The following is a 25,479-nucleotide window of genomic DNA, read 5'->3' on the forward strand; positions in this document are numbered from 1 at the left end:
CCGGGTCATCGCCGAGTTGCAGCTGCTTCTGGCCTGCTGGGCCGGTATCTGCCCCACCTGCCGCCGCGCGTTACCCAGACATGCCCAGCCCGTCCCCACCTAACCAAGCCCTACTAGCTGTAGATACCGAACTCGTAGAGCGAGTAGCCGTACGCCGTGCCGCGCTGGGTGAGGTTCAGCCGGACGTATCTGGCCGACGTGTTGAGGTCGATGACGTCGAAGCCGCCGTCACCGGCCGTGGTCGAGTAGGGGGTGCTCCAGTCCGAGCCGTTGGCCGAGGTCTGGAGCTGGTACGCCTTGCCGTACGCGCTCTCCCAGCCGAGCTGGACACGCTTGATCGCGGTGGACGTGCCGAGGTCCACCTGGAGCCACTGCGGGTCGGCCCACTCGCTGGCCCAGCGGGAGGTGAAGCTGCCGTCGGTGGCCCGGTCGGGGGTGAACGGGCCGCCGTCGCCCGTCGCCTGGTAGGTGGAGGCGGTGGTCGGCTTGCCGAGCGCCACGTTGGTCCCGTCGACCGCAGGCGGGACCACGCGGAACGACCGCTGCTCGATGCCGGCGTTGCCGTGCCCGTCGAAGGCGTACACGTACACCTTCCACACGCCCATCTGCTCCGGCGCGGTCACCGAGAATCTGCCGGGACCGGTCTGGGTGAACCTGACGTTGTCGAGGCCGCGGTTGCCGTTGACGTGCTTGTTGCTGAACATCAGGTTGTAGCGGATCAGGTCGCTGTTCGGGTCGGACGCGGCGACATCGACGGTGAAGGTCTTGCCGGCCTGGACGGCGGTCTGCGAGCCGACCGTCATCGAGGTGATCTCCGGGGGCGTGTTCGCCGAGGGCTGTCCGGTGTAGGCCGCTCTGAGCGAGTGGTAGCCGTGCCTGCGCCAGCCGCCGGTGGTGGTGTTGAGCCACACCCCGCCGAAGTCGTTCTCCAGGCCGTAGTGGAATTCGGTCGCGCCGAGCGCGACGCCCGTGTGTCCCTTGATCGCGTTCCAGCTGGCGGTGTACTGGTCCCGCTTCTGCAGATCGGTCGGCTCATTGGGGACGCCGTTGACGTCGCCTGGCACCTCCCACTCACCGTCGGGTCCCGCCTCGGTGACGATGTACGGCTTGGTGTACCCGCCGTTGATCCAGTCCTGCTTGACCGTGTGGATGGCGCCGTAGGAGTTGACCGCGAGCAGGTCCAGGGCCGGGGAGTGGGTCTTGTAGTAGGTCCAGGCGTGGGTGTAGGCGTCGGTGGAGGTGACCGGGTGGTTGGGGTCGGCGGTGTGGATCGCCTGCGCCACCTCGTTGACGAACTTCGCGTACGCCACCCGCCGCTGCTCGACCACGTCGGCCGGCAGGCCGTGGTCCTGCATGGTGAGGATGACCTCGTTGCCGACGTCCCACATGAGCACGCCCTGGCGGCCCTTGAGGGCGTTGACCCGGGCGACGATCTCGTTCTTCACGCTGGTCTTGTAGGCGGTGTCGTTGACGTAGTCGGCGCCCTGGTTGAGCCAGTGCCCGACGATGACCTTGATGCCCTGCTGGGCGGCCCTGTCGATCAGCGTCGGGGTGTTGGTGTCGTCGACGCCCCAGATGCGGATCGTGTTGACGCCCATGGCCGCAAGATCGCGCATGTAGCCGTCGGCCGCGGCCTGCGGCGGGCCGTAGGTCAGCCCCTTGACCTGGTACGGCGCGCCGTTCACCTGGAGCTGCCAGCTGCCCTGCGAGCCGGTCACCCTGACCGTGCTCGGCCCGGCAGGGGTCGCCGGGTCGGTCATGGCGGCGGGGACGGTGCCGGTCTGCCTGGAGACCGAGACCTTGTCCACGCTCAGCACGCCGCCGGAGGAGGTGGCGGCGGCCGGCGTCGTGGCGCCCGCGAGCGCGTTGGGCAGCGAGCCGCCGATGGCCAGGTCGAGGCGGAGGTAGAAGCCGTGGTGCAGGGCGGCGTTCCAGGCGGCGACGCCGACCTGGCTCTCGCGCACGACCCAGGTCTGCCTGCCGTCGAGGTAGAAGCGGACCTCCTCGTCGGTCTTGGTCCGGTCGATGACCTGGCTGTACTCGTGGTACCCGCTCTGACAGCCCTCGCAGGTGGCGAAACCGCTGGTGCGGCCGTTGTACTCGTTGCACACCCCGTCGGGGGCGGTGCCGCAGTGCAGGGTGTTGGCCAGCTGGTCGCGGCCGTTGACGCCGGTCATGATGTCGGTCTCGCCGACGGACGGCCAGTTGTTGTAGTTGCCCCGGTAGGCGGCGCCGGTCGCCCGGAAGCCGGGCCAGTAGCCCAGGGGATTGGTGACGTCGGGCTGCTTGAGCCGGGCGCTGAACCTGAGCATCTCACCCGGCTTCGGCTCGAAGTCGGTGCGCTGGGTCTCGATCCGGCCGGAGGTCCAATTGCCGGCGCCGTCCTTGATCGCCTTGATGGTCAGGTTGCCGGTGCCGTCGAGGGAGACGTTGGCGGTCGAGGCGCTCATGGTCTCGACCTCGCCGGTACCCCACTTCGCGGCGCCGCCGGGGTACTGGGTGCCGGTGCGCAGGATCCAGTCGGCGGCCGAGGGTGAGGTTCCCGCCGAGCCGGTGAAGTCGTCCTTCCACACCTCGGTCCAGGTGTCGGGCTCCTCGGGCTCCCCGCCGGTGCCCAGGTGGCCGTAGATCTGGAACTCCCACAGCGAGTAGCCGTAGCCGATGCCGCGAACGGTGCCGTACATGCGGACGTACCGGCCGGTGCCGGTCACGTCCAGTGTCTGGGTGCCGCCGGTGCCGGTCGTGGTCGAGTAGATGTCGGTCCATGACGAGCCGTTGTCGGAGACCTGGAGTTTGAACGCCTTGCCGTAGGCGGCCTCCCAGGTCAGCACGGCCCGGCTGATCGTCGCCGTCCCTCCCAGGTCGACCTGGAGCCACTGCGGGTCGCTGAACGAGCTGGCCCACCGGGTGCCCGTCAGATTTCCGTCGACCGCCGCCGCCGCGCTGTAGGCGGCGCCCTCGGACGACGAGGCCGTCGCCGCCTTGCCCTGCGACAGCAGACCGTCGGCCGCCGCCACCGGGCTGATGAGTGCCAGACCGGAAATGGCCAGGCTCGCCAGAACGGCGATGACCAGGCCTAACCGGAACCGGCCCGAACTACGAGCTGGATGCACGATCTCTCCTCGAAAAAGGGGGGTGCCCGCCGTACCGGGACGACAGGGGGGAGAGCGCTCTCCGTCATCGACAGTGCCCCTGGAGATCGAGCAGTGTCAAGGCTCTCGCTTTCACGGGTTCGAAACGCGCTGCTCACACACTGGAAACCTCAGCCCAACGGACATACCCCTTCAAAAATCGCCTTTTCCGCAGGGCCGACCCCCCTTCATCCCCTTCCGGGAGGCCGAAGCCGCCCGGACAGCCCGTGCCGGGGGCATGAACGCCAGGTTTCAGATCGAGTCAGCCTCCTCCTTGACAAGCCGTGACGGCGAGGAAGAAGCTGGTGGAGAGCGCTCTCCCGTCCGCCGTTCCCAACGGTCACCCCCACCGAAGGAGAGGGCATGCACTCATCCCGAAGTCCCGTCATATTCCGCCTGGGACTGATCGCCGCCACACTCACCGCGCTCGTCGCGGCCGGTCTGGCGATCATCTCCCCCGCCACCGCGGCGGACGCCCTGCTCTCACAGAGCCGGCCCGCCACCGCCTCCTCCACCGAAGGAGGCGGGTACGGCGCCGGAGCCGCCTTCGACGGCAGCACCGGGACCCGGTGGTCCAGCGCCGCCGGCGATCCCCAGTGGCTCCAGGTCGACCTCGGCGGCACCGCGACGGTCTCCCAGGTCGTCCTCAACTGGGAGGGCGCCTACGGCAAGGCGTTCAAGATCCAGGTCTCCGGCGACGGCTCGTCCTGGACGGACGTCTACTCCACCACGACCGGCACCGGCGGCACCCAGACCCTCGACGTCTCCGGCTCCGGCCGGTACGTGCGGATGTACGGCACCGCCCGCGGCACCGGCTACGGCTACTCGCTGTGGGAGTTCAAGGTGTACGGCACCGGCGGCGCCGGGACCACCCCCAGGCCGAAGCCCACGTTCACCGACGAGGTGACGCACCACGAGTTCCAGGCCAACTGCTCGTGGACGGCGAACCGGCCCGACGACCCGATCGTCTTCCCCGGCCTGCCCGGCGCCTCGCACATGCACACCTTCGTCGGCAACAGGACGACCAACGCGAGCAGCACGGCCTCGTCACTCCTCGGCGGCGGCACCTCGTGCACCAACCCGCACGACAGGTCGGCCTACTGGTTCCCGAGCTTCTACAAGGGCGACCAGCTGATCCAGCCGACCGGCAACCAGGTCATCTACTACAAGTCCGGCATCCTTAACTATTGGGAGGTGCAACCCTTCCCGCAGGGCCTGCGCTTCGTCGTCGGCAGCCCGACCGCGACGCTGGCGGAGTTCCGCGACTCACCCGGCACCGTCGAGGGCTTCGAGTGCGGCGACATCTCCCACAGCTGGGACATCCCGACGTCCTGCGTGGCGGGCAGCCAGGTGAATGTCCGCTACCAGTCGCCGAGCTGCTGGGACGGCGTCAACCTCGACAGCCCCAACCACAAGAGCCACATGGCCTACCCCGCCGGCGGCTACTGCCCCACCACCCATCCGGTGGCGGTGCCGATGCTGGAATTCAAGATCGCCTTCCCCGCGAGCGGTGACCTGTCGCAGGCGCGGCTGGCCAGCGGCCGCGGCTACACCTGGCACTACGACTTCTTCAACGCGTGGGACGACCCCGCCATCCTCGACGCGCTGGTGACCCACTGCATCAACGGTGGCCTCCAGTGCAACCCGCGCGGCTACGACCCGTACAAGCCGCACCGCGGTGCCGCCCTCACGGAGAACTTCGAGCTTCCCTGACCGCACGTGCCCGGCTCCGGCCGCGGGTGCCCGGACCCCGGCCTCCGCCGGCCGGGGCCGGGCACACCCCTCGACACGGGAAGGTCCCCATGAGACGTGCCGGCACGGTCCTCACCCTGCTCCTCGTGTCCGGCCTGGCCATCGGCCTGGTCGCCAGCTGCGTGGCCCACTCCACGGCGGCCGTCCCGGGTCACCGCCACGGACCCCCCGCCGTGGCCGCCACCGTGCCCCCCGCCACCACGGTGACGGCCGCGGCGACGGGGGGCTTCAACGCCACCGACACCGCGTGGCTCCAGTTGATGATCCCGATGGACGAGCGGACGCTGCCCCTGCTCGACCTCGGCACCGAACGCGGGCACGACCCGGCGGTCCGGCGGCTGGCCGCCCGGATCAGGGAGGCCCATCTGGCCGAGCTCCAACGCCTCAGGGAGACGCTGGGCCGTACCGGCCTGCCTCCGACGAACGTGCACGAAGGACACGACATGCCGGGCATGGTCACCGCCGCCGACCTGACGGCGCTGCGGGCGGCCACCGGCCCGTCCTTCGACCGGCTCTTCGCCGGTCACCTGCGCGAACACCTCGACCAGTCGTCCGCGGTCGCCCGCTCCGAACAGACTGCCGGCGCCGACGGCGACACCAGGGCGCTGGCCGCCGCCGTCGAGCGGACCCGCGCCGCCCAGCGCGACCTGCTCGCCGGCATCCGGTGACCGGTCCGCGGGCCTGACCGGTGACGGGGCCCCTCCCCGCCGGCCGTCGCGCCACCTTCCCGGGCATTGACAGCGTCCGCCGGGACGGTGACGCTGAGACGCAACGGAGAGCGCTCTCCAAGAGTGAAGGGAAACCGCGTGAGCATCGACGAGTTCGACCGTCTGGTGGAGAAGCTGGACCTGGAGGGGAAGGTACGGCTGCTCACCGGGGCGACCGTGTGGTCCACCCACGCCGAGCCGGACATCGGACTGCGGTCCATGATCACCTCCGATGGCCCGGTCGGCGTGCGCGGGGAGGGATGGGACGAGCGGAACCCCTCCCTGACCCTGCCCTCGGCGACCGCACTGGCCGCGACCTGGGACGAAGACCTGGTGGGGCTACTGGGCGGGCTGCTCGCCGCCGAGGCGCGCCGTAAGGGCGTGCACGTCCTGCTCGCCCCGACGCTCAACCTGCACCGCTCACCGCTCGGCGGGCGCCACTTCGAGTGCTACTCCGAAGACCCCCTGCTGACCGGCCGGATCGGCGCCGCCTGCGTCCGCGGCATCCAGGCGGGCGGTGTGGCGGCCACCGCCAAACACTACGTCGCCAACGACTCCGAGACCGAGCGGCTCACCCTCGACGCCCACGTCGACGAGCAGACCCTGCGCGAGCTGTACCTGGCACCGTTCGAGGCCGCGGTGGAGGCGGGCGTCTGGGCCGTCATGTCGGCCTACAACGGGGTGAACGGGACCACGATGTCGGAGAGCCCTCTGCTCGCCGATCCACTCAAGGCGGCGTGGAGGTTCGACGGGGTGGTCGTGTCGGACTGGGGAGGCGTCCGCTCCGCCGGTCCCGCGGCCCGCGCCGCGCAGGATCTCGCGATGCCGGGACCGTGTGGCCCATGGGGAGAGACGCTGGTCGCCGCGGTGCGGGCGGGCGAGGTGCCGGAGGCCGCGATCGACGACAAGGTCCGGCGCCTGCTCCGGCTGGCCTCCCGGGTCGGCGCGCTGGACCTCGCCCCCGCCGTCCTTCCGGAGCCCACCGGACCGGGAGATCACGGCCCCGCCCGCGCGCTGCTGCGCCGGGCCGTCGCCGCGAGCACCGTGCTCCTGCGCAACGAGGACGCGCTGCTCCCCCTGGATCCCTCGCGCCTGCGCAGGGTCGCCGTGCTCGGGCCGAACGCCGCCGCCGTCCGGATCCAGGGCGGCGGCAGCGCGGGCGTGTACCCCCTGTCCGTCGTGTCTCCCCTCGACGGCATCCGCGACGCGCTGTCCGGCATCGCGGAGGTGGTCCACTCACCCGGGGCGCACCTCGACGACCGGCCCACCCCGCTGGGCACGGACAACGCCCGCAACCCACTGACCGGTGAACCCGGCGTCCTGATCCGGTTGCTGGACGCCGCCGGCGCGGAGGTCCACGCCGAGCACCGGCTGACCGGCCGCATACTCGAACCGGCGCGGATCGACTCCGCCGCGCCGAGCCCGGTGGCCGGCTGCCCACCACCTGGGCCGGCAGGGCGCTCGTCTCCACCGTCCCGGAGGATGGGACGCTTACCTACGCCGAGGGCCTGGACATCGGTTACCGTGCCTGGCTGCGGCAGCCCACGCCGCCCGCGTACTGGTTCGGGCACGGACTCGGCTACACGTCCTGGTCCTACGAGAGCCTCTCCGTGCCCGAAGACGCCGCCCCCGGCGGCCCGTCCTCCGTCCGGGTACGGCTGCGCAACACCGGCGAGCGCGCCGGGCGCGAAGTCGTCCAGGTCTACCTGTCCCGGCCGGAGACCGGCGTGGCCCGCCCCGCGCGCTGGCTGGCCGGCTACGCCCTGGCCGACGCGGGTCCCGGCGAGGTCCTCGACATCACGGTGGACATCCCGGCACGGGCCTTCCAGCACTGGTCGGCCGAGCATCACACCTGGCGGGCCGAGGAGGGCGCCTTCACGGTGCTCGCCGGACGCTCGGCCGCCGACCTGCCGTTGAGCGGCACGACCCTTCTCGGCACGCGGGCACCGGTTCAGCCCGGACTCGTCGGAGAGCGCTCTCCCATTATGCTATAAAGACCTATGAACGAAGGCCTATCGCGAGTGTCGGGACCCCCCACCTTGGAGGACGTGGCGCGGGCGGCGGGAGTCTCGCGCGCCACGGTCTCCCGTGTGATCAACGGAATTCGCAACGTCGACCACTCCATCCAGGAGAGGGTCAGGCAGGCGATCGCCCTCACCGGCTACGTTCCCAACCAGGCCGCGCGTTCACTGGTCACCCGGCGGGCGGGTGCGATCGCTCTGATCGTCTCCGGAGCCGGCGGAGGCGAGGAGGAGGACTCGTTCCCCCGTCAGGTCTTCGCCGATCCGTTCTTCGGGCGCGTGGTCGGCGGCGTCGTCGACTTCCTGCGCCCGCTGGGCATCTATCCGATCCTGATGTTCGCCGACACCCTGGAGACCCGCGACCAGGCCATCGCCTACCTGCGCCAGGGCAACGCCGACGGGGCCATCCTGGTCTCCATCAGCGCCGAGGACACGTTGCCCAAGCTGCTCGCCGACGCCTCGCTTCCCGCCGTGCTCTTCGCCAGACCGGCCCGGCCGATCCCGATCAGCTACGTCGACGTGGCGCACCGGGCCGGGGGCAAGCTGGCCGCCGACCACCTCGTCGCCCGCGGCTGCCGCCGGCTGGCGACCATCTCCGGCCCGCTCGACGTACCTGCCAGCCAGGACCGCCTGGCGGGTTTCCAGGACGCGATGGCCGTCCACGGCCAGCCCTACATTCCCTGCGCCGAGGGCAACTTCACCTTTTCCAGCGGCGAGGTGGCGATGGAACGGCTGCTCGCCGAGCACCCCGACATCGACGGCGTCTTCGCGGCCAACGACCTGATGGCCCAGGGCGCCCTGCTGGTGCTGCGCCATCACGGGCGCCGCGTGCCCGACGACGTGGCCCTGGTGGGTTTCGACGACAGCAGCGCGGCGCTGGCCTGCCGCCCGCCGCTCACCACCGTCCGCCATCCCGTCGAGGACATGGCCGCCGAGATGGGGCGGCTGCTGCTGGCCCACATCGAGCAGCCGGACCATCCGGTGACCTCGCGGATCTTCGAGCCCACCCTGGTGATCAGGGAGTCGGCCTGACGGCCACCGGCGGCTCGCCGGTGCGGTCGAAGTAGACCCACCACATCGCCATGCTGCCGAGGAAGGCCACCGTGAACGCGGCGACCGTAGCCGCCGTCAGGTGGTCGTTCTCGGCCGGTGTCAGCCCGGTGACCAGCACCGACTCACCCAGTGCGATGATGTCGCCCGCCTGGTCGCCACGGCCGGGACGGGCCCGAACTGTCGCAGCCGCCGGTTAGTGTCTGCGATGAGGTGCCGCACATGATTTCCGGGGAGCGTACGGTGACCGTGCCCGCGAAGCCGTACCTGACGGATCTGGAAGCCTCCGTCGAGCAGCTGGTGTACGTCCGCGAGGACGAGTACACGGTCGCGCGCATGAGCGCCGACGGCCTGCCCGGGTTCGTCGCATCGGGCCGCACGCTGGCCGGGGTTCAGCCGGGCGAGACGTTGCGGCTGTCCGGCGAGTGGGACGAGCACCCGCGCCACGGCAGCCGCCTGGTGGTCAGGCAGTGCGAGCGGGTGATCCCCTCCAGTGTCCGCGCCATCACGCTGTACCTCGGTTCGGGCCTGATCCGCGGGATCGGGCCGCGGCTCGCCCATGCCATCGTCAGCCACTTCGGCCAGGAGACGCTCACGGTCGTCGACACCGAGCCGGAGCGTCTGCGGGAGGTCGTCAACATCGGCGTCGCGCGGCAGGCGCAGATCGTCCAGGCGTGGGCGGAGCAGAAGGAGGTCGCCGCGCTGATGGTCGTCCTGCAGGGCTTCGGGATCAGCCCGCTGCTCGCGGCCAAGATCTACCAGGTGTACGGCGACGACTCGCGCGGCGTCCTCGTCTCCGCCCCCTACCGGCTGATCGGCCAGGTCAGGGGGATCGCCTTCCACACCGCCGACCGGATCGCGCTGCGGTCGGGGGTGCCGGAGAACAGCCCGCAGCGGATCCAGGCGGCGGTCCTGGACAGGCTGGAGGCGGCGGCCGCCCGCGACGGGCACTGCTTCCTGCCCATGCCCGCCCTCGTCGCCGCGACGGCGAGCCTGGTCGAGCAGGAGGAGAACCTGATCCACCGGGCGGTCGACACGCTGGTCGCCGAGCGCCGGGTGGTCGTCGAGTCGTCACCGGCGGGGCCCGGCCAGGTGGTGTACGCCAAGGAGCAGCACGGCCGCGAGATCGCACTGGCGGCGCACCTGGCCAGGCTCGCCCGCGCCCGCTCGACACTGCCGCTGCGGGTGTTCGCCGAGGACGAGGGGCTGCACGAGGACCAGCGGGTGGCCGTGAACCTGGCGCTGACCAGCACCGTCTCCGTCCTGACCGGCGGTCCCGGCTGCGGCAAGAGCCACACGGTGAGGGTGATCGCGGCGACCGTGCGGGCGATGGGCGGCACGGTGACCCTCACCGCGCCGACGGGCAAGGCGGCCAAGCGCCTGTCGGAGCTCACCGGGCTGCCCGCGATGACCGTGCACCGGCTGCTGACGCGGCAGCCGGAGCCGGAGGAGGGCACCCTGTTCCAGCAGTCCCCCGCGCAGGCGGACCTGGTCGTGGTGGACGAGGCGTCGATGCTGGACCTGCAGCTGGCCACCCGGCTGACGGCCGCGATCCCGGCGGGCAGCCATCTGCTGCTGGTCGGCGACAGCGACCAGCTCTCCAGCATCGGGCCCGGCAGCGTGCTGGCCGACCTGCTCCGTGTGCAGGAGATCCCGCGCATCCGGCTGACCCACATCTTCCGGCAGGCGCAGGACAGCGGGATCGTCCGGGCCGCCCACCGGATCCGGGCGGGTGAGCTGCCGGCGCTGCCCGGCCGGGGCGGTTTCTGGTTCGAGGAGCTCGACGATCCCGGCCAGGTGGCCGAGCGGGTGGTCCACCTGGCGACGGAGGCGATCCCCCGCAAGCAGAACATCGGCGCGGACCAGGTCCAGGTGCTGTGCCCGATGCGCAGAGGCACGACCGGAGCCGTGGAGCTCGGCCGCAGGCTGCAGGAACGGCTGAACCCGGCGCGCCAGGACGCGGCCGAGCACTGGTCGGGCCCGTCGGTCTTCAGAGTGGGCGACCGCGTCATGCCGATCCGCAACAACTACGACAAGGGCGTGTTCAACGGGGAGATCGCCACGGTGACGGCGGTGAACCCGCAGGAGCGGCTGGTCGAGATCCGCACCGACGACGGGGAGAGTGTGGCGTATTCCTTCGGCGAACTGGACGAGCTGACCCACGCCTACGCGATCAGCGTGCACCGCTCCCAGGGCAGCGAGTATCCGTTCGTGGTGGCGCCGATCGTGGCCGAGGCCGGAGGCGTGATGCTACGCCGCAGGCTGCTGTACACGCTGGTCACCAGGGCGAAGGCGTGGGTGGTCCTCGTCGGCCAGCGCGAGGCGCTGGAGCTCGCGGTGCACCGGCTCGGCCACCGCAGGAACACCGGCCTGGCCCTCCGGCTCACCCTGTGCCTGGCGGCCGAGCCGGAGGAACGTCCAGGGGCCTTGACCGCACCGTAGACGCCGCCTCCGCTTCCAGTTGCGACAGCAGCGTGTGGCTCTGTTCCTCGCCACGCGCTCGGTGACCGGTTCCCTCACTCGCCGTGGAACAGCCCGTCCTGGCCGTGGTGGAGGCCGGGGACGCCGACGACGTCGCCGCACTGGCCGGCTACGCCCGTCTGGCGGGGCTGACCGTGTCCGCCCAGCCGAGCGGCCACGGCGCGACCGGTGATGTGGACGGCGTGATCCTGCTGCGTACCGGGCGGCTCGACGGCGTGGACATCCGGCCCGGGCAGCGGTCCGTCCGCGTCGGCGCGGGAGTGAAGTGGGACCGGGAGCTGACCGCCGCGAGCCCGCACGGACTGACCGGGCTGGCCGGCAGCTCGCCGGTGCCCAGCGTGATCGGCTACACCCTGGGCGGTGGGCTGAGCTGGTTCGGCCGCCGTCACGGCTTCGCCGCCGACAGCGTCCGCGCCCTCGACGTCGTCGACGCCGGGGGGGCAGGGCCCGGGTCACCGCCGACTCCGACCCCGACCTGTTCTGGGCGCTGCGTGGCGGTGGCGGCGACTTCACCCTGGTGACCGCCGTCGAGTTCGACCTGCACCCCGCGCCCCACCTGTACGGCGGGCGCATGATGTGGCCAGCCGAACGGGCCCCTGAGGTGCTGGCCGCGTTCCGGGAGATCACCGCCGAAGCCCCCGAGGAACTCACCCTCTGGGAGGTGGTCGCCCCCGCCGAGGTCCTGAACCGGGTCACCGGCTACCGGGCGGCCTCGACCTCCTGGGTGGACACCGTTCCCAGCCCCTGATCCCCTTGGGCGCCGTACGGCCCGCACCTTCCCGGTGCGGGCCGTACGGCATGGGCTCCCACCGGTTCACGGCCACCGCAGGAGAGGTGTCAGCCCGCTCCGGGCCTGCGGGCGAGGACCGAGTGGACGGCGAACGAGGCGGCTCTGAACACCGGGTCCGCCATGACCGCCCGGACATCCGCGAGTTGGGGCCGGGTCATGCCCGCCCGCAGGAAGTGCTCCTCCAGATGGAGGCTGTTGCTGGTGAGCAGGCCGATCCCGGCCGATCCCGGACCCCACACCTCGATCCGGCACGCCGGGTCGATGTCGACCAGGCCCGCCTCGCTCATCGCCTGGGCGACGGAGCCACCCCAGGTCGGGTCGCTGCCGGCGGAGCCCAGCACCCGGGCCATGGCCGCGGTATAGGTCTCGTACAGCTCACGCCCCCGCCGGTCGGGGGTGACCAGCGGCGACCAGTTGCTGATGTCGACCTCGTCGATCTGGAGCCAGCCCCCCGGCCGCAGCGCGGCGTGCAGACGCTCCAGCACCCGCTGCCGCTCTGGCAGATGGCTCAGCACGAGTCGCGCGTGGATCAGGTCGAACGTGCCCGAAGGCAACGGGTCGTTCACGATGTCGTGCCTGGCCACGGTGAGTCCGGGCCGGATGGGAATGAGGCCGGGTTTGATGTCGGTGGCCAGCACGCGACCGGTCGGCGCCACCCGCTCGGCCAGCCACAGGGCCACGCTGCCGCCCCCGGCTCCGACCTCCAGGCAGTTCCAGCCGTCGGTGACGCCGGTCTGCCCGAGCCGTTCGGACGTCAGCGGATCGAGGAGTTCGGCCAGGTAGCGGTGCTGGTCCGTGGAGTGGGACCCGTCGTTGTCGAAGACATACTCGGACGTGATCGTGGAGTTCTGCCCGGTCACGCACTTCCTTCCAGAGGGAAACGTACGACTCGCCCTCAAACGATAGATGGCTACTCTCCGGAATCATGTGACTTCTTTTCCGTGACCTGGAACTCCCATTGAGCGGGATCGGATACCCGGAGCCGGGCACGGCGATCGGGCGGGGCGGGGCCATTCCCGATGCCGCGGTGACGGCGGCCGGAAAACGGATCGGCCGCTCTCGAAGGAGTGAGCCGGTGAAATCGGGTGAGGTACCTCATGACGTGGAACGAGGCCGCAGCGTGAAACGAGGGGGAACGATGGGCACCGTCGCCGAACAGTTCATCGAGGTGCTGCGCCAGGCCGGGGTGGAGCGGGTCTACGGGGTGGTGGGCGACAGCCTGAACCCGGTCGTGGACGCCATCCGCACGACCAGGGGCATCGAGTGGGTGCACGTGCACAACGAGGAGGCCGGGGCGTTCGCCGCCGCGGCCGAGGCACAGGTCACGGGCCGGCTGGCGGTCTGCGCGGGAAGCTGCGGCCCCGGCAACACCCACCTGGTCCAGGGGCTCTACGACGCCCACCGCAGCGGTGCCCCGGTGCTCGCGCTGGCCTCGCACATCCCCAGCGCGCAGATCGGCACGGGGTTCTTCCAGGAGACCCACCCCGAGCGCCTGTTCGTGGAGTGCAGCGGCTACTGCGAGATGATCAGTACGGCCGAGCAGATGCCCCGGGTGCTGCGCACCGCCGTCCAGCACGCGCTCGGCCACAGCGGTGTCGCGGTCGTTGTGCTCCCCGGCGACGTGGCGGGCATGCCGGCCAAGCACGACACGGGCACCCACGGATTCCTCACCCGGCAGGGCACGGTCCGGCCCCCCGCCGACCAGGTGACGGAGCTGGCCACGGCGCTGAACGGCGCGGAGAAGGTCATGCTGTTCTGTGGCGCCGGTGCCCGCGGAGCACACGCGGAGATCATGTCACTGGCCGCGCGCACGCTGGCGCCGGTAGGACACGCGCTGCGCGGCAAGGAATGGATCCAGTACGACAACCCGTACGACGTGGGAATGAGCGGACTGCTCGGATACGGCGCGTGCTACGACGCCATGCGCGAGGCCGACCTGGCGGTGCTCGTCGGCACCGACTTCCCCTACGACGACTTCCTGCCGGGCAGGCGCACCGTCCAGATCGACCACGATCCCGCGCGGCTGGGCCGCAGGACCCCCCTGGAGCTGGCCGTACACGGCGACGTCCGCGAGACGCTGCTCGCGGTGCTGCCCGAGGTCACGCAGAAGAAGGACCGGCGCTATCTCGACAAGATGCTGTCCAAGCACGTGAAGGCGCTGGACGGCGTCGTGAACGCCTACACCCGCAACATCGAGCACCACACGCCGATCCACCCGGAGTACGTGGCGAACCTCGTGGACGAGGTCGCCGCCGACGACGCGGTGTTCACCGTGGACACCGGCATGTGCAACGTCTGGGCGGCGCGCTACCTCACGCCCAACGGCAGGCGCCGGGTCATCGGCTCCTTCAGGCACGGGAGCATGGCCAACGCCCTCCCGCACGCCATCGGCGCGCAGTTCGCCGATCCAGGGCGGCAGGTCGTGTCGTTCTCCGGCGACGGCGGCCTGGGCATGCTCCTCGGCGAGCTCCTCACCGTCCGGATGCACGGCCTCCCCGTCAAGATCGTGGTTTTCAACAACTCAGCGCTCGGCATGGTGAAGCTGGAGATGCTGGTCGACGGGCTCCCCGACTTCGGCACCGACCTGGCCCCCGTCGACTACGCGGCGATCGCCGCCGCGATCGGGCTGGGTTCGGTCCGGGTCGAGAAGCCCTCTGACGTCCGCGAGGCGCTGACCACGGCCTTCGCGGCGCCCGGCCCTTACCTGGTGGATGTGGTCACCGACTCCGACGTGCTCTCCATGCCGCCGCGCATCACCGTGAGACAGGTCAAGGGATTCGCCCTGGGAGCGGGCAGGACGGTGCTGACCGGCGGGGTGGGACGCATGATCGACATGGCCCGGGCGAACCTGCGGAACATCCCGCGTCCCTGAACTCCCCGGGTACGGGCCGGCCGGGGTCGGCGGGCTTCGCGCCGGACTGTCGGTGTCTCCGTGCACAATTGGGGGAGCTGCCGGAGACCGAGGTGCTGCTCGACTGGATCGAGGAGAGTTATCGGGCCGTCGCCCCCAAGAAGCTCGTCGCCGAACTCGACGCCTCCTAATAGGGCGGTGACCGGCGCCATTCGGCTGGTACGGCATCCATTGGGCGGGATGGGCGCCGTTTCGGCGTGGCTCCGCAGGGCAACAGTCGACGACTGCGAGTATCTATAGCGTCACACCGGGTCGCTCTGCGGCAGGCGGGGCTCATAATCCGGCCAGCGGGTTGGTCGCGGCCAGAGAGCCGCGTTCCAGGAGGAACGGTATCCCTATGTTCACGCCCAACTCCCGAATGGACGCCACAACCGCGCGCGCTCAATTGAAAGGGCACCGGCAGACGAAAGGACTGGTAGCGCTGACTGCGGCCGGATCTCTCACCGCGATCCTTGCCGCCACCGCTTCTCCGGCCGCCATCGCGTTACCAGCCCCCTCCGCGACCCCGAAACCCACCGCGGCCCCAAAGCCCAAGGCGTTCGGGGAGTTCACCTCGTCCCGCGAACCCGGGGTATCTCGGAAATCCCCCTCATCCCGAAAGCTCAACGCGGCCCCGACCTCCACCCCGACGGCCACCGCGTCTCCGACTCCCAGCGCCAGCGCCACCGCCACCGCCACCGCCACCGCCACCGCGACGACCACGACCACGACCACGACCGCGACCACCCCCACGACGCCTCACCCCAGGCTCCCCACGCTCGCCGAACTCGCCAGCAGGAAATGCACGCCGCGTTCCTTCTTCAGGATTGATTCCCTAAAGCCGAGAAACTTCTTCGTTCCCCGCACCCAGACCATCGACGGTCCCGGCGGCTCGGTGACGGCATCGGTCCGACGGCAGCACCGCGTGTATTTCGAGATTGAATTCGAAAGGGAAAAGAACCTCGAGAAGCAAAAGGAGGACCAGGTCACCAAAGATAAGCTGCTCGAGATATTCAGGCGACGGTTTCAGCTGCGGAACAACCTGAACCCCCTGATCTCCGAAGAACACATCGTCGATGCCGGGCACCAATACACGCACACGATCACCGATGGAATGTACGGCCACCTGTGGTATCGCGTCTTCGGCTACAGAGTCGGGTTCACGCAGTGGTTCAGGGTCAGCACCTGCGGCGTGCGCAAGGTCACCGCCGGTATAGCCAGCATCCCCGCGAGGGTGGAGGGCTGGAAATACTGGGAGACCAAGCACCCGGTTTTCAGGGGACACCGGATCTGGAAGTGATCCTGCGCAGCCGACCGGATCGCGAAGACCGTCGGCATGAAACGGGGTCTCCCGGCCATCGGACGGTGCGGTGCGCCTCGTGGACGCGCTCACCGCAGGCGTTCGGAGAGACCCCGTCGGTCATCCGACCGGGAGGACGAGAACGGTCCCGGCCGGATGAGGGGTCACCTGGCACTGTCGTGGAACGCCGGTCCTCAGGTGACGGCCAGGCGCCGCTGGTAACGCTCCTCGCGCCAGTGCTCCTTCTCCAGCACCTCGGTCAGAACGGCGACCGCGTCGTAGACGTCGGCGAAACGGATGTAGAGCGGGGCGAAGCCGAAGCGCAGGATGTCGGGGGCGCGGAAGTCGCCGTGGACCCCGCGGTCGATCAGCGCGCGCATGACCGGGTAGCCGTCGGGGTGGCGCAGGCTGACCTGGCTGCCGCGGCGCTCCGGATCCCGGGGAGTGACCAACTCAAGGCCGTACGGCGCGCAGAGCTCCTCGGCCAGGTCGATGAAGAGTGACGTCAGCGCCACACTCTTGGCCCGGATCTGCGCCAGATCCACCCGCTCCCAGATGTCCAGTGACGCGTTGAGCGGGGCGAAGGACAGCACGTGCGGGGTGCTGACGGTGAAGCGCCTGATGCCCTCGGCGGGCCGGTAACCCGGCTCGAACGCGAACGGCGCCGCATGGCCGTGCCACCCGGTCAGCATGTGCTCGGCCTCGGCGTGATGGCGCGGATGGACATAGACGAACGCGGGGGCCCCGGGGCCGGCGTTGAGGTATTTGTAGGTGCATCCGACCGCGAAGTCGGCCGCCGACATGTCGACCTGGAAGGCACCGGCGCTGTGACACAGATCCCAGATCATCAGCGCGCCCGCCGCCTGGACCCGCGCGGTCACCGCAGTGGTGTCGTGTCGCTCGCCGGTCCGGTAGTCCACCTCCGACAGCAACACACACGCGACGTCATCCGACAGCGCCTCGTCGAGGTTCCCGATGTCACGGATCTCGTATCCGCCCAGTGCCTTGGCCAGCCCTTCGACCACGTAGCGGTCGGTCGGGAAGTTGGCCGTGTCGGAGATGATCACCCGGCGGTCCGGGCGGAGACCCAGGGCCGCCGAGACGGCCTTGACGATCGCGATCGAGGTGGTCTCACCCACCGCGACCTGGCCGGGGCCCACGCCGATCAGCGGGGCCAGTCGGTCGCCGGTGGTCAGCGGCAGGTCGAACCAGCCGGCGGAGTTCCAGCCCCCGACCAGCCGGCGCCCCCACTCCTCCTCCACGACCCGCGCCGTCGCGGCCGAGGCGGATCTGGACAGGGCCCCGAGCGAGTTGCCGACCAGATAGATCGTTCCGTCGGGCAGGACGAACTCGTCCCTGAGGTGCTTGAGGGGATCGCCCGCGTCGAGGGCGACACAGTCCGCGCGGCTGATGGTCACGGATCATCTCCAGATTAGGTTTTACCGGTCCCTCCATCATCCGGTATCGGCGGGGTCGGGGCATGCGGAGCCGCGGTGATCGGGTTCTGCCTGGGCGGCTCGATCGGTTACCTCCTCGGGGCCACCGTCGGTGGTGGACGCGGTGCTGTGGCCGCGTGGGAGCGCGCCACGGAGTTCCTCAAGCGTCATCTCGGTTGACGTCCTCTCCCGTGCGACGGGCGCGGAGCCCCTTGCCTGACGGCCACCTTCTCGTATCCCCGGGGGCTGTCCGGGAGAAGCCGGCTCCCGGCATCATTGCCCCATGTACCAGGCATGGCACGCATGGGGAAATATCATCATCGCTGCTCTTTTGGCGGTCCCGCTGGCCCTGGTCGCCGCCCGGCTCCTCGTGCTCCACCGCATCCGTGCCGGCCACCGCGTCGCTCGGCGTGGAACTCCTTCAGTACGCCCTGCGACTGGGCCGGGTGAGCTCCGTCGACGACGTGCTGATCAATACGGCGGGTGCCGTACTCGCCGCTCTCATCACCCGCCGATGGTGGGCCGGACGAATAGCGGCGGGAACCGTTCCCCGGTAACGGACCGGAAAAACTCTCGAGGATCGCCACACGGGCACGATCCTCTCAAAATAAGCACGGGACCAACCTCTGCATCTGTGCGATCGTGGACAAGACGGGGCAAGTTCTCTGGAGACGCCAAACCCGGTTGGTGACAGAGGGTGATTAAACGTGCAGCAGTCCCCGGTTCCTCCCGAGCCCCCGATCTATCGGCGCATCGCCGACGGGCTTCGCGAAGCGATCCTGTCCGGTGAACTCCGAGACGGGGATCGGCTTCCGGGCGAGAACGCCCTGATGGCGCAGTACGGCATAGCCCGTGCGACCGCCAGACAGGCCCTGTCCGTACTCATCAACGAAGGACTGGCCGTGCCCAAGCGCGGCTCGGGAGTCTACGTCCGGCAGTTCCGGCCGATCAGGCGGCACGGCTCGCGGCGGCTCTCCCGGGAACAGTGGGGGCGGGGGCAGGCGATCTGGGAGTCGGACACCAGAGGCCGCCCCTACACCGTGGACGACGTCACCATCGACAGGGAGATCGCCGAGGACGCCGTGGCCCGGGTCCTGAACAGTCGCGAGGTGTGGGTGCGACGCCGGCGTTACTCGGTGGACGGCAGGCCGGTACAGCTGTCCGTCTCCCACTTCCCCGCCGCCCTGGTCGAGAACACCGCGATCACACGGCACGACACCGGACCGGGAGGCGTCTACGCACGCCTGGGCGACCTCGGTCACACTCCCGTGCACTTCAGTGAGGAGGTGCGCGCCCGCATGCCCCATCCCCACGAGACCGTCCAGCTCGACCTCCCGGCCGGCACTCCGGTCATCGTGATCGGCCGGGTCGCCTACACCGAGGGCGGCGTCCCCGTGGAGGTCAACGAGATGATCCTTGACGCCGCTTCTTATGTACTTCAGTACGACTTCGACTCATAGATCAAGCTCGTCCGTCAACCGATAGGTTGACCTGTCCTCTACGATCATTGATTTCTCTAGAGAAGTGCCTCACCTTCAGAAGTGGAACGTCACACAGGCGGGCCTGGGCGCGGGGAAGGTGCGTAGATGTCATTCGACCGGCATCTGGCGGAAATCGCCCGGGAGTTCCCCGACTGGACGATCTGGCGGAGTGACGCGGGTCGGTGGTGGGCCACCCGCCACCACCCGCTGACCCTCGCCCAGCGTGAGGTCGGCTGCGCCATGACCATCGACGCGGACGACTCGGAAGGACTGCGGGAGCAGTTACGTGCTCAACAGGACCGTTCCGACGGAAGGGACTCCTGGTAGCCGCCCGGTGCCGGATCGGCGGATCCACGCGGCCCCAGCACCAGGCCCCCAGTCGCGGAAGCCCTCGACCCTATCGGGGGCGGGGGCTTCCGCTTGATTTCAGCGGCCGGAGTGCCGTGACATGTCATCGGAGCGACACCACCGGGCGGCGGACACCTCAGTCACTTACGCCCGGCGTACTCGTCGCTCTCCCTGTCCGTCTGGCCCAGGCCCGTGCCGGCGTCGTCGAAGTCCTCGGCACGGCCGTCGGCGAAGCGCCTGCCGTCCTCGTCTTCGTCCTCGTCCTCGTCCTCGTCCTCCACGATCACACGGACGGCCTCGACCTCGGCCTCGACATCCGGCTCCGGCTCGTCATCGAGCACGATCTCGGTTCCGTGCTCCGCCCCGGCGGACGCCGTGACCGGGGCGACGGTCCCCGGGGTGGCGAGAGCGGGCTGGACGGGAGGCGACGGGAGCACGGCCATCTCGTCGATCAGCGCTCCGGCGGCGTTCTCCCGTTGGATCAGGTCCCCCAGCACGGCGCCCATCTCGTTGAGACGGCGCATGACCTCGCGGTGGGTGTCGGTGAGATAGGAGACCCGACGGCCGGTCGTCTCGTCCAGAACCGCGGAGCGCTGCTGGGCGGACGTCAGCGTGGAGTGCGCCTCGGCGTTGGCGGAGGAGACGGTCGCCTCGGCCTCGGCCCTGGCGCTGCCCAGCGTGGACTCGGCCTCGGCCCGAGCGCTGCCCAGCGTCCGCTCCGCCTCGTTCCTGGCCGAGGTGACCATCCGGTCGGCCTCGGTGCGGGCGCCACGCAGGGTCTCGTCGGACTCGGCGCGGGCCGCGTTCAGGGTCTCCTCTGCGTCTCCCCCCGCCTGGGCGAGCATCTGCTCGGCGGCGGAGGTGGCCTCCGCGACCCTGCGTTCGGCCTCCTGCTGGGCGGCGTTCATTATGCCCTCGGCCCGCTCCAGCGCCGAGTTGACGAGCCGCTGGGCCTCGTCGGAGGCGTGCTCGCGCAACTTGCCGGCCTCGGTCTCGGCGACCTGCTTTTTGGAGGCCGCCTCCTCCTCGCCCAGCTTCAGGATCTGGCTGAGCCGCTGGCCGAGCTCGTCATAGTCTTGCGGGGCGTCGGAAAGTCGCCGCCGCGCCTCGGCCAGCTCGATCCGGCTCTGCTCGACCTGCCCGATCGACCGTGCGAGCCGTTCCTCCAGATCGCGGATCTGGTTGCGGTTGCGGTTCATGTAGTCGTGAACCTGGCGACGGTTGTAACCACGCATGACGACCTCGAACGAGTCCTCATGCATCAGGTCGGGAAAGCTCTCGTGCTGGTTTGTCATGGCGCTGCCCGTGGAGGTTGTGTGGCGGGAAAGGAGACGTCAGGACACGACTTTCCTGCTTACCGCCCAAGTCCGCAACCGGAACGCGCGACCTGCTTGCGGAAATATCGGGCGATCTCACTCCCCGTAACATCAAACGCATGGACACCAACCCCTACATCGCCTCCCTCGACGGCGGCGCGGTCCCGCAGATCCATCCAGAGGCCTACGTCGCCCCCGGCGCGGTGATCGTCGGCCGAGTACGGCTCGGCCGTGCCGCGAACGTCTGGTACGGCGCGGTCCTGCGAGGCGACGACGAACTCATCGAGGTCGGCGAGGAGTGCAACATCCAGGACCTGTGCTGCCTGCACGCCGACCCGCGTGAGCCCGCCGTACTCGAACCCCGGGTCAGCCTGGGTCACAAGGCCATGGTGCACGGCGCCCACGTGGAGACCGGCGCGCTCGTCGGCATCGGCGCCATCGTGCTCGGCGGGGCCCGGATCGGGGCGGGGTCGCTCGTCGCGGCCGGCGCCCTGGTGGGTCCGGGCAAGAAGATCCCCGCCGGGGTGCTCGTCGCGGGCGTCCCAGGAAAGGTGGTCCGTGAGCTGACCGACGACGACCGCGCCTCCTTCGCCGGCACCCCCGGCAACTACATGGCCAAGGCCGAGCGGCACCGGGCCGCGACCCCCGTCCCCGATGTGCCGGCGGACCGCTGACGCGCCGGGAAGCGGTGGGTAACATGACCGCCGTGCGGCAGTGGGACTGTTTCGACGCCATGGAGAGCGATGTGCGCACCATGGTCGCCGACCACCGGTGGTCGGCGCTCGCGCTGCCCGCGCGGGCGGAGGCCATCGCGCTGCGCACCCTGACCACTCCGGACGGCGGACGCTGGCTGTTCGGCGCGCACGCCCGGTGGTACCGGCAGGATCCCGCCGACGGCCACTGGCACCTGGCCGCCCCACCGGCCGATCCGGGCTTCCGGGCAGCGGCGCGCGTCGTGCACGCCACCTCGATGATCTCACTGAACCTGGTCCCGGCCGGCCCCGACTTCACCGCCGACCGAGGGTCGGTGCAGGGGTTCGTCGGCCCGGACGTGCCCCCCGAGATCACCGAGCGGATCCGCGAGCTGGTGATCGCCCAGCGCGGCAGGCGCAGGGAGGACTTCCCGCTCACCGGGCCGTTCGCCGAACTCTTCGCCGGGGAGGTGGCCAGCCCGATCGCCGCGGTCTGGGGCACGCTCATGTGGTGCGCCTACGCCCCGGCCTTCGACGGCAACGAGGTGCTGCTGTCGATGTTCGGCGAGTTCCTGGCCCGTCCGCTGCCCGGAGACGAGTGGGTCCGGTGGCTGCCTCCGTCCTCGCTGGACGACCTGGTGGCGCTGTACGGCGAGCGGGTCAGGGCAGGTCATCCCGAGGCCGGTCTGCGGCTGGTCGCGCTGATGGCCGACACCGCCGACACGATCCGTGCCGACCGGCGGTTCCGTCCCCGCGCCGACGCCCTGCTGACCATGGTGGAGCCGCTGCTCCGCCGTACCGGCCCCGACCCCTCCGCCGCCCACCAGGGCGACGACGCCGTACGGCGGGCATGGCTGTCGCGCTGCCCGCCCCATGTGATGCTGCCGGACTCCTCGCCGGTGGAGCACTTCCAGCACGCGCTCTACGACCTGGTGCAGGCGCTGGGGTTCCTCGTGCCCAGAGGCGCCGACCCCCGGGCTGTGGCGGCCTCACTGCTGGCCGCCGATCTGGCGGCGTCCGCGCCCAGGGCGGCCGACGCGCTCTACCCGTGGCTGGATCCCGAGCTGCGGCACATCCTCCACGTGGTGCTCACCGACCCGTCGCACCCGCTGCGGGGGTGCTGGCCGCGCTCCGGCGAGCTGCCCTCCGCCCTCCATCCGCCGGACCGGCCCTCGGCGGCGGCCCTGCTGGGGGCCGCCTACGCCACGGGGCTCGCGTGGTGTCGCCTCAGCGGGACCACGGTGCCGGAGCGGGGGTTCGCCACGTCCTCGGCGCTCGTGCACCGTCTGGCGCACGAGCGGGACGACCCGGCACCGGGCATATCAGGGACCTTCCCCCGTCACTTCTGACATATATTGTCACGCTCAACACACAAATAGAGTTATTTTTTCCTCCTTTGTCTCTCTATCCCGATATCCCGTGGAGCATTGGGCGATTGTCTGAACTGTGATCTCCCAATCGGGAAATGATCCTCCTGAGGGCAGGACGGTGCCGTAAGGAATGGTCCCGATGGGCCATGGGCACGAAAGACCGCCCACCGTAACCTCGAAGTGGGTGTGGGCTGCGGAAGGAAGGACGACGCGGTGGGGCACGACGACCTGGACTCTAGAGTCCACGACCGTGTCGCGTTGGACGAGATCGCGCTCTATGCAGAGGTGCTTACCGCCGTCGCGATCAGCGAACGGCCGCTCACCTTGGCGGAGCTCGACAACGCGCTCGGGTTGAGTGCTTCGGCGATCTGCTGAAGCCGATGAGAAAACCGTCCAAACGAGCTAGTCCCGGACTCCTCGCCAGGGGTCCGGGACGTGGTTCGGAAAGATGGTCCGATGACTAGTCACGAACGGACGAGACGGGCGATGGCCGCCGAGGCCTCCTTGACCTTCTCCTCCGCCTCGGGGCCGCCGGTGCTGATGGCGTCGGCGACGCAGTGCCCGATGTGGTCCTCCAGGAGGCCGAGCGCCACCGCCTGAAGAGCGCGCGTGGCGGCTGACACCTGTGTCAGCACGTCGATGCAGTAGGCATCCTCTTCGACCATCCGCTGCAGGCCTCTTATCTGCCCCTCGATCCGCCGTAGCCGGGTCAGATAGGCCTGCTTGTCTGCGCTGTACCCATGCATGTCACAACGGTACCCGCGTCAGGCGGAGCGGGAAGTGGCCACGATGAGTTTCTCCCACTGCTCGGCCACCGAAGGCGCCGCGTGGGCGGCTGCGGCCTCCAGCGCGCCGACCGCGAGCTCCCGGCGCCGGCGCTCGTCGTCGATGAGCGCGAGCAGCGCGGAGGCGTACGCCTCGATCTCGCCCTCCCCCTCGGCGACCAGGACCCCGCTGCGGCCGTCGGTCACGAACTCTCCCGGTCCTCTCGGGCTGTCGAACCCGATCACCGGCACCCCGCTGGCCATCGCCTCGATCACGCTCATCCCGAGCGTCTCGGCCCGCGAGGTCACCGCGACGACCGACGCCTTGGCGAATTCGCCGGTCAGGTCGGAGGTCAATCCCATGAAGTAGACGTGATTGTGCAGGTTCAGGTCCTGGACCAGGGCACGGAGCCGCCTGTCCTCCGGGCCTCCGCCGTAGAGGCGCAGCCGCCAGTCGGGGCGCTTGTCGGCGACGGTGGCGAACGCGCGGATCAACCGGTCATAGGCCTTCACCGGCACCCAGCTCCCGCCGGCGGCGACGATGCGGTTGTCCATCCGCGAACGCGGCCAGGGACCGGCGGGGAGCGCGTCCGGGATCAGCTTGATCTCGACGCCGTCCAGCAGCCGGTCCCACTCCCGGCGGCTCGTCTCGGTGGCGGTGACGACCGCGTCCAGGCGCGGATAGAACCTCCTGATCGGTCCGGGCACCGGCGGGCGGCCCCACTCCCGGGCGATCCGCACGGTGTCGCGGGGCGCGTGCCTGGCCACCTGGACGCTCAGTCCCGGCCTGAAGCCGATGACCACGTCGGCCTTGAGCGCGCGCAGCCGCCGCCAGAGGGCGACCTCGGTCCGCATCTGCCCCTGCGGCAGCAGATGCCGCGCCCCCGGCTCGGTGTCGACCACCCAGGACAGCGTCACCCCGGGCTCCACGGGGAAGAACGGTCTCTCCTCGTGCCGGCGGAGGCTGAGTATCTCGACGTCATGGCGTCCGGCGAGCTCTCCCGCGAGGTTGACGGCCGATCGGACATCACCCCGCATGCCGGAGAGGGAGGGGACGAGCAGGCAGATCCTCACCCTCCGACCTCGATCCTGAGCTCGTCGTCGGCGGTGTAGAGGGGCCGGATCGGCACTCCGTCAATCTCCTCGGCCGGGTAGTGCAGGCGGCGGTGCTTGCCGTCCACGTCGTCCAGCCGGGAACCCAGGCGGAGCGGCGCGGCCAGACCGTCCACCTCCAGCGAGGGCTCCCAGGTGCCCGTCTGCTCGGGCGCGGCGGCGAGCACGTCGCACAGGGAGAGCGCGGCGTGGAAACGCACCCCCTGGACCGTCGCGCCCACGGTCAGCTCGGCGTCGGGATGGTTACGGCGCAGCGCGAGCCGTGCCCCGTGCCGGGACTCGTCGTCGTCGAAGCCGGTGAAGGCCAGCAGGCCGGTGACCTCGAAGCGGCCCTCCCGGAACCAGACCGCGCGGACCTCGGCGACCGGTTCGGCGTCGTCGACCCTCAGCGCCAGGAAACCGGTGCGCGTCCGGTAGGCCCGGTGGGCCAGCGTGCGGCGGCTCAGGGCGTAGGTGTCGAGGCGGTCCAGGGAGAAACCCGGATCGACGCTCGGCAGCCGGGTGCGGGTCCCCTCCTGCTCCAGGTAGACGTCCCAGCGGCCGGGGGTGAGGGGGAGCGGCCCGAGCGAGACCGCGAGTGTCGCGTCCCGGGCCTCGGCACCCGGGGTGCCCAGCACCACCGCGCGCTCCACCGCGGTGGCGCGGTGTCGCAGAACGAGCCCGGCCCCGTTCGCCAGCGGACCGTCGAGGGACAGACGGAGTGAGAGAACGTCGGTCAGAGTGACCTCGGCATCCGTGACGACGACATGCATCGCCAGCTCCCTCCCCGTCGAATGAGCTACGCGACGTTGAGGTTACCGTGATTTTTCCGTAATCGACAGAAAGACTTTTGGACCT

The 25,479-nt window shown here is 70.2% G+C and carries 24 protein-coding genes and 1 pseudogene; 17 read left to right on the top strand and 8 right to left on the bottom strand.

Annotated features, from left to right (window positions below):
* Positions 1 to 113: 113 nt before the first annotated feature.
* Positions 114 to 3,113 (bottom strand): galactose-binding domain-containing protein, encoded by a 3,000-nt coding sequence (locus FHR32_RS12285; protein WP_184754422.1) that lies wholly within the window; start codon positions 3,111 to 3,113, stop codon positions 114 to 116.
* Between the two features lie 381 nt (positions 3,114 to 3,494).
* Between FHR32_RS12285 and FHR32_RS12290 the strand changes: the two genes are divergently transcribed.
* From FHR32_RS12290 to FHR32_RS12305, 5 genes and pseudogenes are all read left to right on the top strand, one after another.
* Entirely contained in the window at positions 3,495 to 4,844 is a 1,350-nt protein-coding gene (locus FHR32_RS12290; protein WP_184754423.1) for a DUF1996 domain-containing protein, read from the top strand.
* Positions 4,845 to 4,933: 89 nt separating this feature from the next.
* Entirely contained in the window at positions 4,934 to 5,551 is a 618-nt protein-coding gene (locus tag FHR32_RS12295; protein ID WP_184754424.1) for a DUF305 domain-containing protein, read from the top strand.
* A gap of 258 nt (positions 5,552 to 5,809) precedes the next feature.
* A pseudogene (locus FHR32_RS44270) lies at positions 5,810 to 6,766 on the top strand (glycoside hydrolase family 3 protein); the annotation flags it as partial.
* Positions 6,767 to 7,317: 551 nt separating this feature from the next.
* Entirely contained in the window at positions 7,318 to 7,584 is a 267-nt protein-coding gene (locus FHR32_RS44275) for a fibronectin type III-like domain-contianing protein (protein WP_312882284.1), read from the top strand.
* A 6-nt stretch (positions 7,585 to 7,590) separates the two neighbouring features.
* Positions 7,591 to 8,643 carry a LacI family DNA-binding transcriptional regulator gene (locus FHR32_RS12305; protein ID WP_184754425.1) on the top strand — a complete coding sequence of 351 codons (1,053 nt, stop codon included), beginning with the start codon at positions 7,591 to 7,593 and terminating at the stop codon, positions 8,641 to 8,643.
* On the opposite strand, the gene FHR32_RS12310 is transcribed toward FHR32_RS12305, so the two are convergent.
* Positions 8,627 to 8,803 (bottom strand): low temperature requirement protein A, encoded by a 177-nt coding sequence (locus FHR32_RS12310; protein WP_184756494.1) that lies wholly within the window; start codon positions 8,801 to 8,803, stop codon positions 8,627 to 8,629. The genes FHR32_RS12305 and FHR32_RS12310 overlap by 17 nt on opposite strands.
* An 80-nt stretch (positions 8,804 to 8,883) precedes the next feature.
* On the opposite strand from FHR32_RS12310, the gene recD2 reads away from it, so the two are divergent.
* From recD2 to FHR32_RS44285, 3 genes are all read left to right on the top strand, one after another.
* Positions 8,884 to 11,103 (top strand): SF1B family DNA helicase RecD2, encoded by a 2,220-nt coding sequence (gene recD2, locus FHR32_RS12315; protein WP_184754426.1) that lies wholly within the window; start codon positions 8,884 to 8,886, stop codon positions 11,101 to 11,103.
* A gap of 83 nt (positions 11,104 to 11,186) precedes the next feature.
* Positions 11,187 to 11,663 carry an FAD-binding oxidoreductase gene (locus tag FHR32_RS44280; protein ID WP_312882285.1) on the top strand — a complete coding sequence of 159 codons (477 nt, stop codon included), beginning with the start codon at positions 11,187 to 11,189 and terminating at the stop codon, positions 11,661 to 11,663.
* Positions 11,660 to 11,890, top strand: coding sequence for a hypothetical protein (locus tag FHR32_RS44285; protein ID WP_246466116.1), 231 nt, complete (start codon positions 11,660 to 11,662; stop codon positions 11,888 to 11,890). Before FHR32_RS44280 ends, FHR32_RS44285 begins: the two co-directional genes overlap by 4 nt.
* A gap of 89 nt (positions 11,891 to 11,979) precedes the next feature.
* Here the strand turns inward: FHR32_RS44285 and FHR32_RS12325 are convergent, their stop codons facing one another.
* The gene (locus FHR32_RS12325; RefSeq protein WP_184754427.1) at positions 11,980 to 12,792 is read right to left on the bottom strand and encodes a class I SAM-dependent methyltransferase; all 813 of its coding nucleotides are present in this window, start codon (positions 12,790 to 12,792) and stop codon (positions 11,980 to 11,982) included.
* Positions 12,793 to 13,070: 278 nt separating this feature from the next.
* Between FHR32_RS12325 and FHR32_RS12330 the strand changes: the two genes are divergently transcribed.
* Positions 13,071 to 14,804 carry a pyruvate dehydrogenase gene (locus FHR32_RS12330; RefSeq protein ID WP_184754428.1) on the top strand — a complete coding sequence of 578 codons (1,734 nt, stop codon included), beginning with the start codon at positions 13,071 to 13,073 and terminating at the stop codon, positions 14,802 to 14,804.
* Between the two features lie 376 nt (positions 14,805 to 15,180).
* A complete protein-coding gene (locus FHR32_RS12340; RefSeq protein WP_184754429.1) occupies positions 15,181 to 16,122 on the top strand; it encodes a hypothetical protein in 942 nt (313 codons plus the stop codon).
* 194 nt (positions 16,123 to 16,316) lie between these two features.
* Here FHR32_RS12340 and kynU read toward each other — a convergent pair whose 3' ends face one another.
* Positions 16,317 to 17,540 (bottom strand): kynureninase, encoded by a 1,224-nt coding sequence (gene kynU, locus FHR32_RS12345; protein WP_184754430.1) that lies wholly within the window; start codon positions 17,538 to 17,540, stop codon positions 16,317 to 16,319.
* Between the two features lie 75 nt (positions 17,541 to 17,615).
* Between kynU and FHR32_RS46650 the strand changes: the two genes are divergently transcribed.
* The 4 genes from FHR32_RS46650 to FHR32_RS12360 all read left to right on the top strand — a co-directional run bounded on the left by FHR32_RS46650 (position 17,616) and on the right by FHR32_RS12360 (position 19,366).
* Positions 17,616 to 17,738, top strand: a complete 123-nt coding sequence (locus tag FHR32_RS46650; RefSeq protein WP_312882286.1) for a hypothetical protein — start codon at positions 17,616 to 17,618, stop codon at positions 17,736 to 17,738.
* A gap of 11 nt (positions 17,739 to 17,749) precedes the next feature.
* On the top strand, positions 17,750 to 18,115 hold the full coding sequence (locus FHR32_RS44290; protein ID WP_312882652.1) for a VanZ family protein: 366 nt from the start codon (positions 17,750 to 17,752) through the stop codon (positions 18,113 to 18,115).
* A gap of 150 nt (positions 18,116 to 18,265) precedes the next feature.
* Positions 18,266 to 19,018, top strand: a complete 753-nt coding sequence (locus tag FHR32_RS12355) for a GntR family transcriptional regulator (protein WP_184754432.1) — start codon at positions 18,266 to 18,268, stop codon at positions 19,016 to 19,018.
* Positions 19,019 to 19,144: 126 nt separating this feature from the next.
* Positions 19,145 to 19,366: a hypothetical protein gene (locus tag FHR32_RS12360; protein ID WP_184754433.1), complete on the top strand. Its 222-nt coding sequence runs from the start codon at positions 19,145 to 19,147 to the stop codon at positions 19,364 to 19,366.
* 161 nt (positions 19,367 to 19,527) lie between these two features.
* Here the strand turns inward: FHR32_RS12360 and FHR32_RS12365 are convergent, their stop codons facing one another.
* A complete protein-coding gene (locus tag FHR32_RS12365) occupies positions 19,528 to 20,682 on the bottom strand; it encodes a DivIVA domain-containing protein (RefSeq protein WP_184754434.1) in 1,155 nt (384 codons plus the stop codon).
* A 140-nt stretch (positions 20,683 to 20,822) separates the two neighbouring features.
* Between FHR32_RS12365 and FHR32_RS12370 the strand changes: the two genes are divergently transcribed.
* From FHR32_RS12370 to FHR32_RS12380, 3 genes are all read left to right on the top strand, one after another.
* On the top strand, positions 20,823 to 21,377 hold the full coding sequence (locus tag FHR32_RS12370) for a gamma carbonic anhydrase family protein (RefSeq protein WP_184754436.1): 555 nt from the start codon (positions 20,823 to 20,825) through the stop codon (positions 21,375 to 21,377).
* A 23-nt stretch (positions 21,378 to 21,400) separates the two neighbouring features.
* Positions 21,401 to 22,744 (top strand): hypothetical protein, encoded by a 1,344-nt coding sequence (locus FHR32_RS12375; protein WP_184754437.1) that lies wholly within the window; start codon positions 21,401 to 21,403, stop codon positions 22,742 to 22,744.
* 207 nt (positions 22,745 to 22,951) lie between these two features.
* Entirely contained in the window at positions 22,952 to 23,140 is a 189-nt protein-coding gene (locus FHR32_RS12380) for a hypothetical protein (RefSeq protein WP_184756678.1), read from the top strand.
* Between the two features lie 89 nt (positions 23,141 to 23,229).
* On the opposite strand, the gene FHR32_RS12385 is transcribed toward FHR32_RS12380, so the two are convergent.
* Genes FHR32_RS12385 through FHR32_RS12395 form a run of 3 tightly spaced genes read right to left on the bottom strand, consistent with a single transcriptional unit; the run spans position 23,230 to position 25,394 of the window.
* Positions 23,230 to 23,511, bottom strand: coding sequence for a metal-sensitive transcriptional regulator (locus FHR32_RS12385; RefSeq protein WP_184754438.1), 282 nt, complete (start codon positions 23,509 to 23,511; stop codon positions 23,230 to 23,232).
* A gap of 18 nt (positions 23,512 to 23,529) precedes the next feature.
* Positions 23,530 to 24,603 carry a glycosyltransferase gene (locus tag FHR32_RS12390; protein WP_184754439.1) on the bottom strand — a complete coding sequence of 358 codons (1,074 nt, stop codon included), beginning with the start codon at positions 24,601 to 24,603 and terminating at the stop codon, positions 23,530 to 23,532.
* Positions 24,600 to 25,394, bottom strand: coding sequence for a hypothetical protein (locus tag FHR32_RS12395; protein ID WP_184754440.1), 795 nt, complete (start codon positions 25,392 to 25,394; stop codon positions 24,600 to 24,602). The genes FHR32_RS12390 and FHR32_RS12395 overlap by 4 nt, the downstream gene beginning before the upstream one ends.
* Positions 25,395 to 25,479 lie beyond the last annotated feature (85 nt).

Origin of the sequence: Streptosporangium album, assembly GCF_014203795.1 — a bacterium.
Classification (GTDB): domain Bacteria; phylum Actinomycetota; class Actinomycetes; order Streptosporangiales; family Streptosporangiaceae; genus Streptosporangium; species Streptosporangium album.

Excerpts from the sequence above, each read along its gene's own strand:
- FHR32_RS12290 (WP_184754423.1), top strand. The coding sequence starts at position 3,495 with ATGCACTCATCCCGAAGTCCCGTCATATTCCGCCTGGGACTGATCGCC.
- FHR32_RS12295 (WP_184754424.1), top strand. The coding sequence starts at position 4,934 with ATGAGACGTGCCGGCACGGTCCTCACCCTGCTCCTCGTGTCCGGCCTG.
- FHR32_RS12305 (WP_184754425.1), top strand. The coding sequence starts at position 7,591 with ATGAACGAAGGCCTATCGCGAGTGTCGGGACCCCCCACCTTGGAGGAC.
- recD2 (WP_184754426.1), top strand. The coding sequence starts at position 8,884 with ATGATTTCCGGGGAGCGTACGGTGACCGTGCCCGCGAAGCCGTACCTG.
- FHR32_RS12330 (WP_184754428.1), top strand. The coding sequence starts at position 13,071 with ATGGGCACCGTCGCCGAACAGTTCATCGAGGTGCTGCGCCAGGCCGGG.
- FHR32_RS12340 (WP_184754429.1), top strand. The coding sequence starts at position 15,181 with ATGTTCACGCCCAACTCCCGAATGGACGCCACAACCGCGCGCGCTCAA.
- FHR32_RS12360 (WP_184754433.1), top strand. The coding sequence starts at position 19,145 with ATGTCATTCGACCGGCATCTGGCGGAAATCGCCCGGGAGTTCCCCGAC.
- FHR32_RS12365 (WP_184754434.1), bottom strand. The coding sequence starts at position 20,682 with ATGACAAACCAGCACGAGAGCTTTCCCGACCTGATGCATGAGGACTCG.
- FHR32_RS12370 (WP_184754436.1), top strand. The coding sequence starts at position 20,823 with ATGGACACCAACCCCTACATCGCCTCCCTCGACGGCGGCGCGGTCCCG.
- FHR32_RS12375 (WP_184754437.1), top strand. The coding sequence starts at position 21,401 with ATGACCGCCGTGCGGCAGTGGGACTGTTTCGACGCCATGGAGAGCGAT.
- FHR32_RS12385 (WP_184754438.1), bottom strand. The coding sequence starts at position 23,511 with ATGCATGGGTACAGCGCAGACAAGCAGGCCTATCTGACCCGGCTACGG.
- FHR32_RS12395 (WP_184754440.1), bottom strand. The coding sequence starts at position 25,394 with ATGCATGTCGTCGTCACGGATGCCGAGGTCACTCTGACCGACGTTCTC.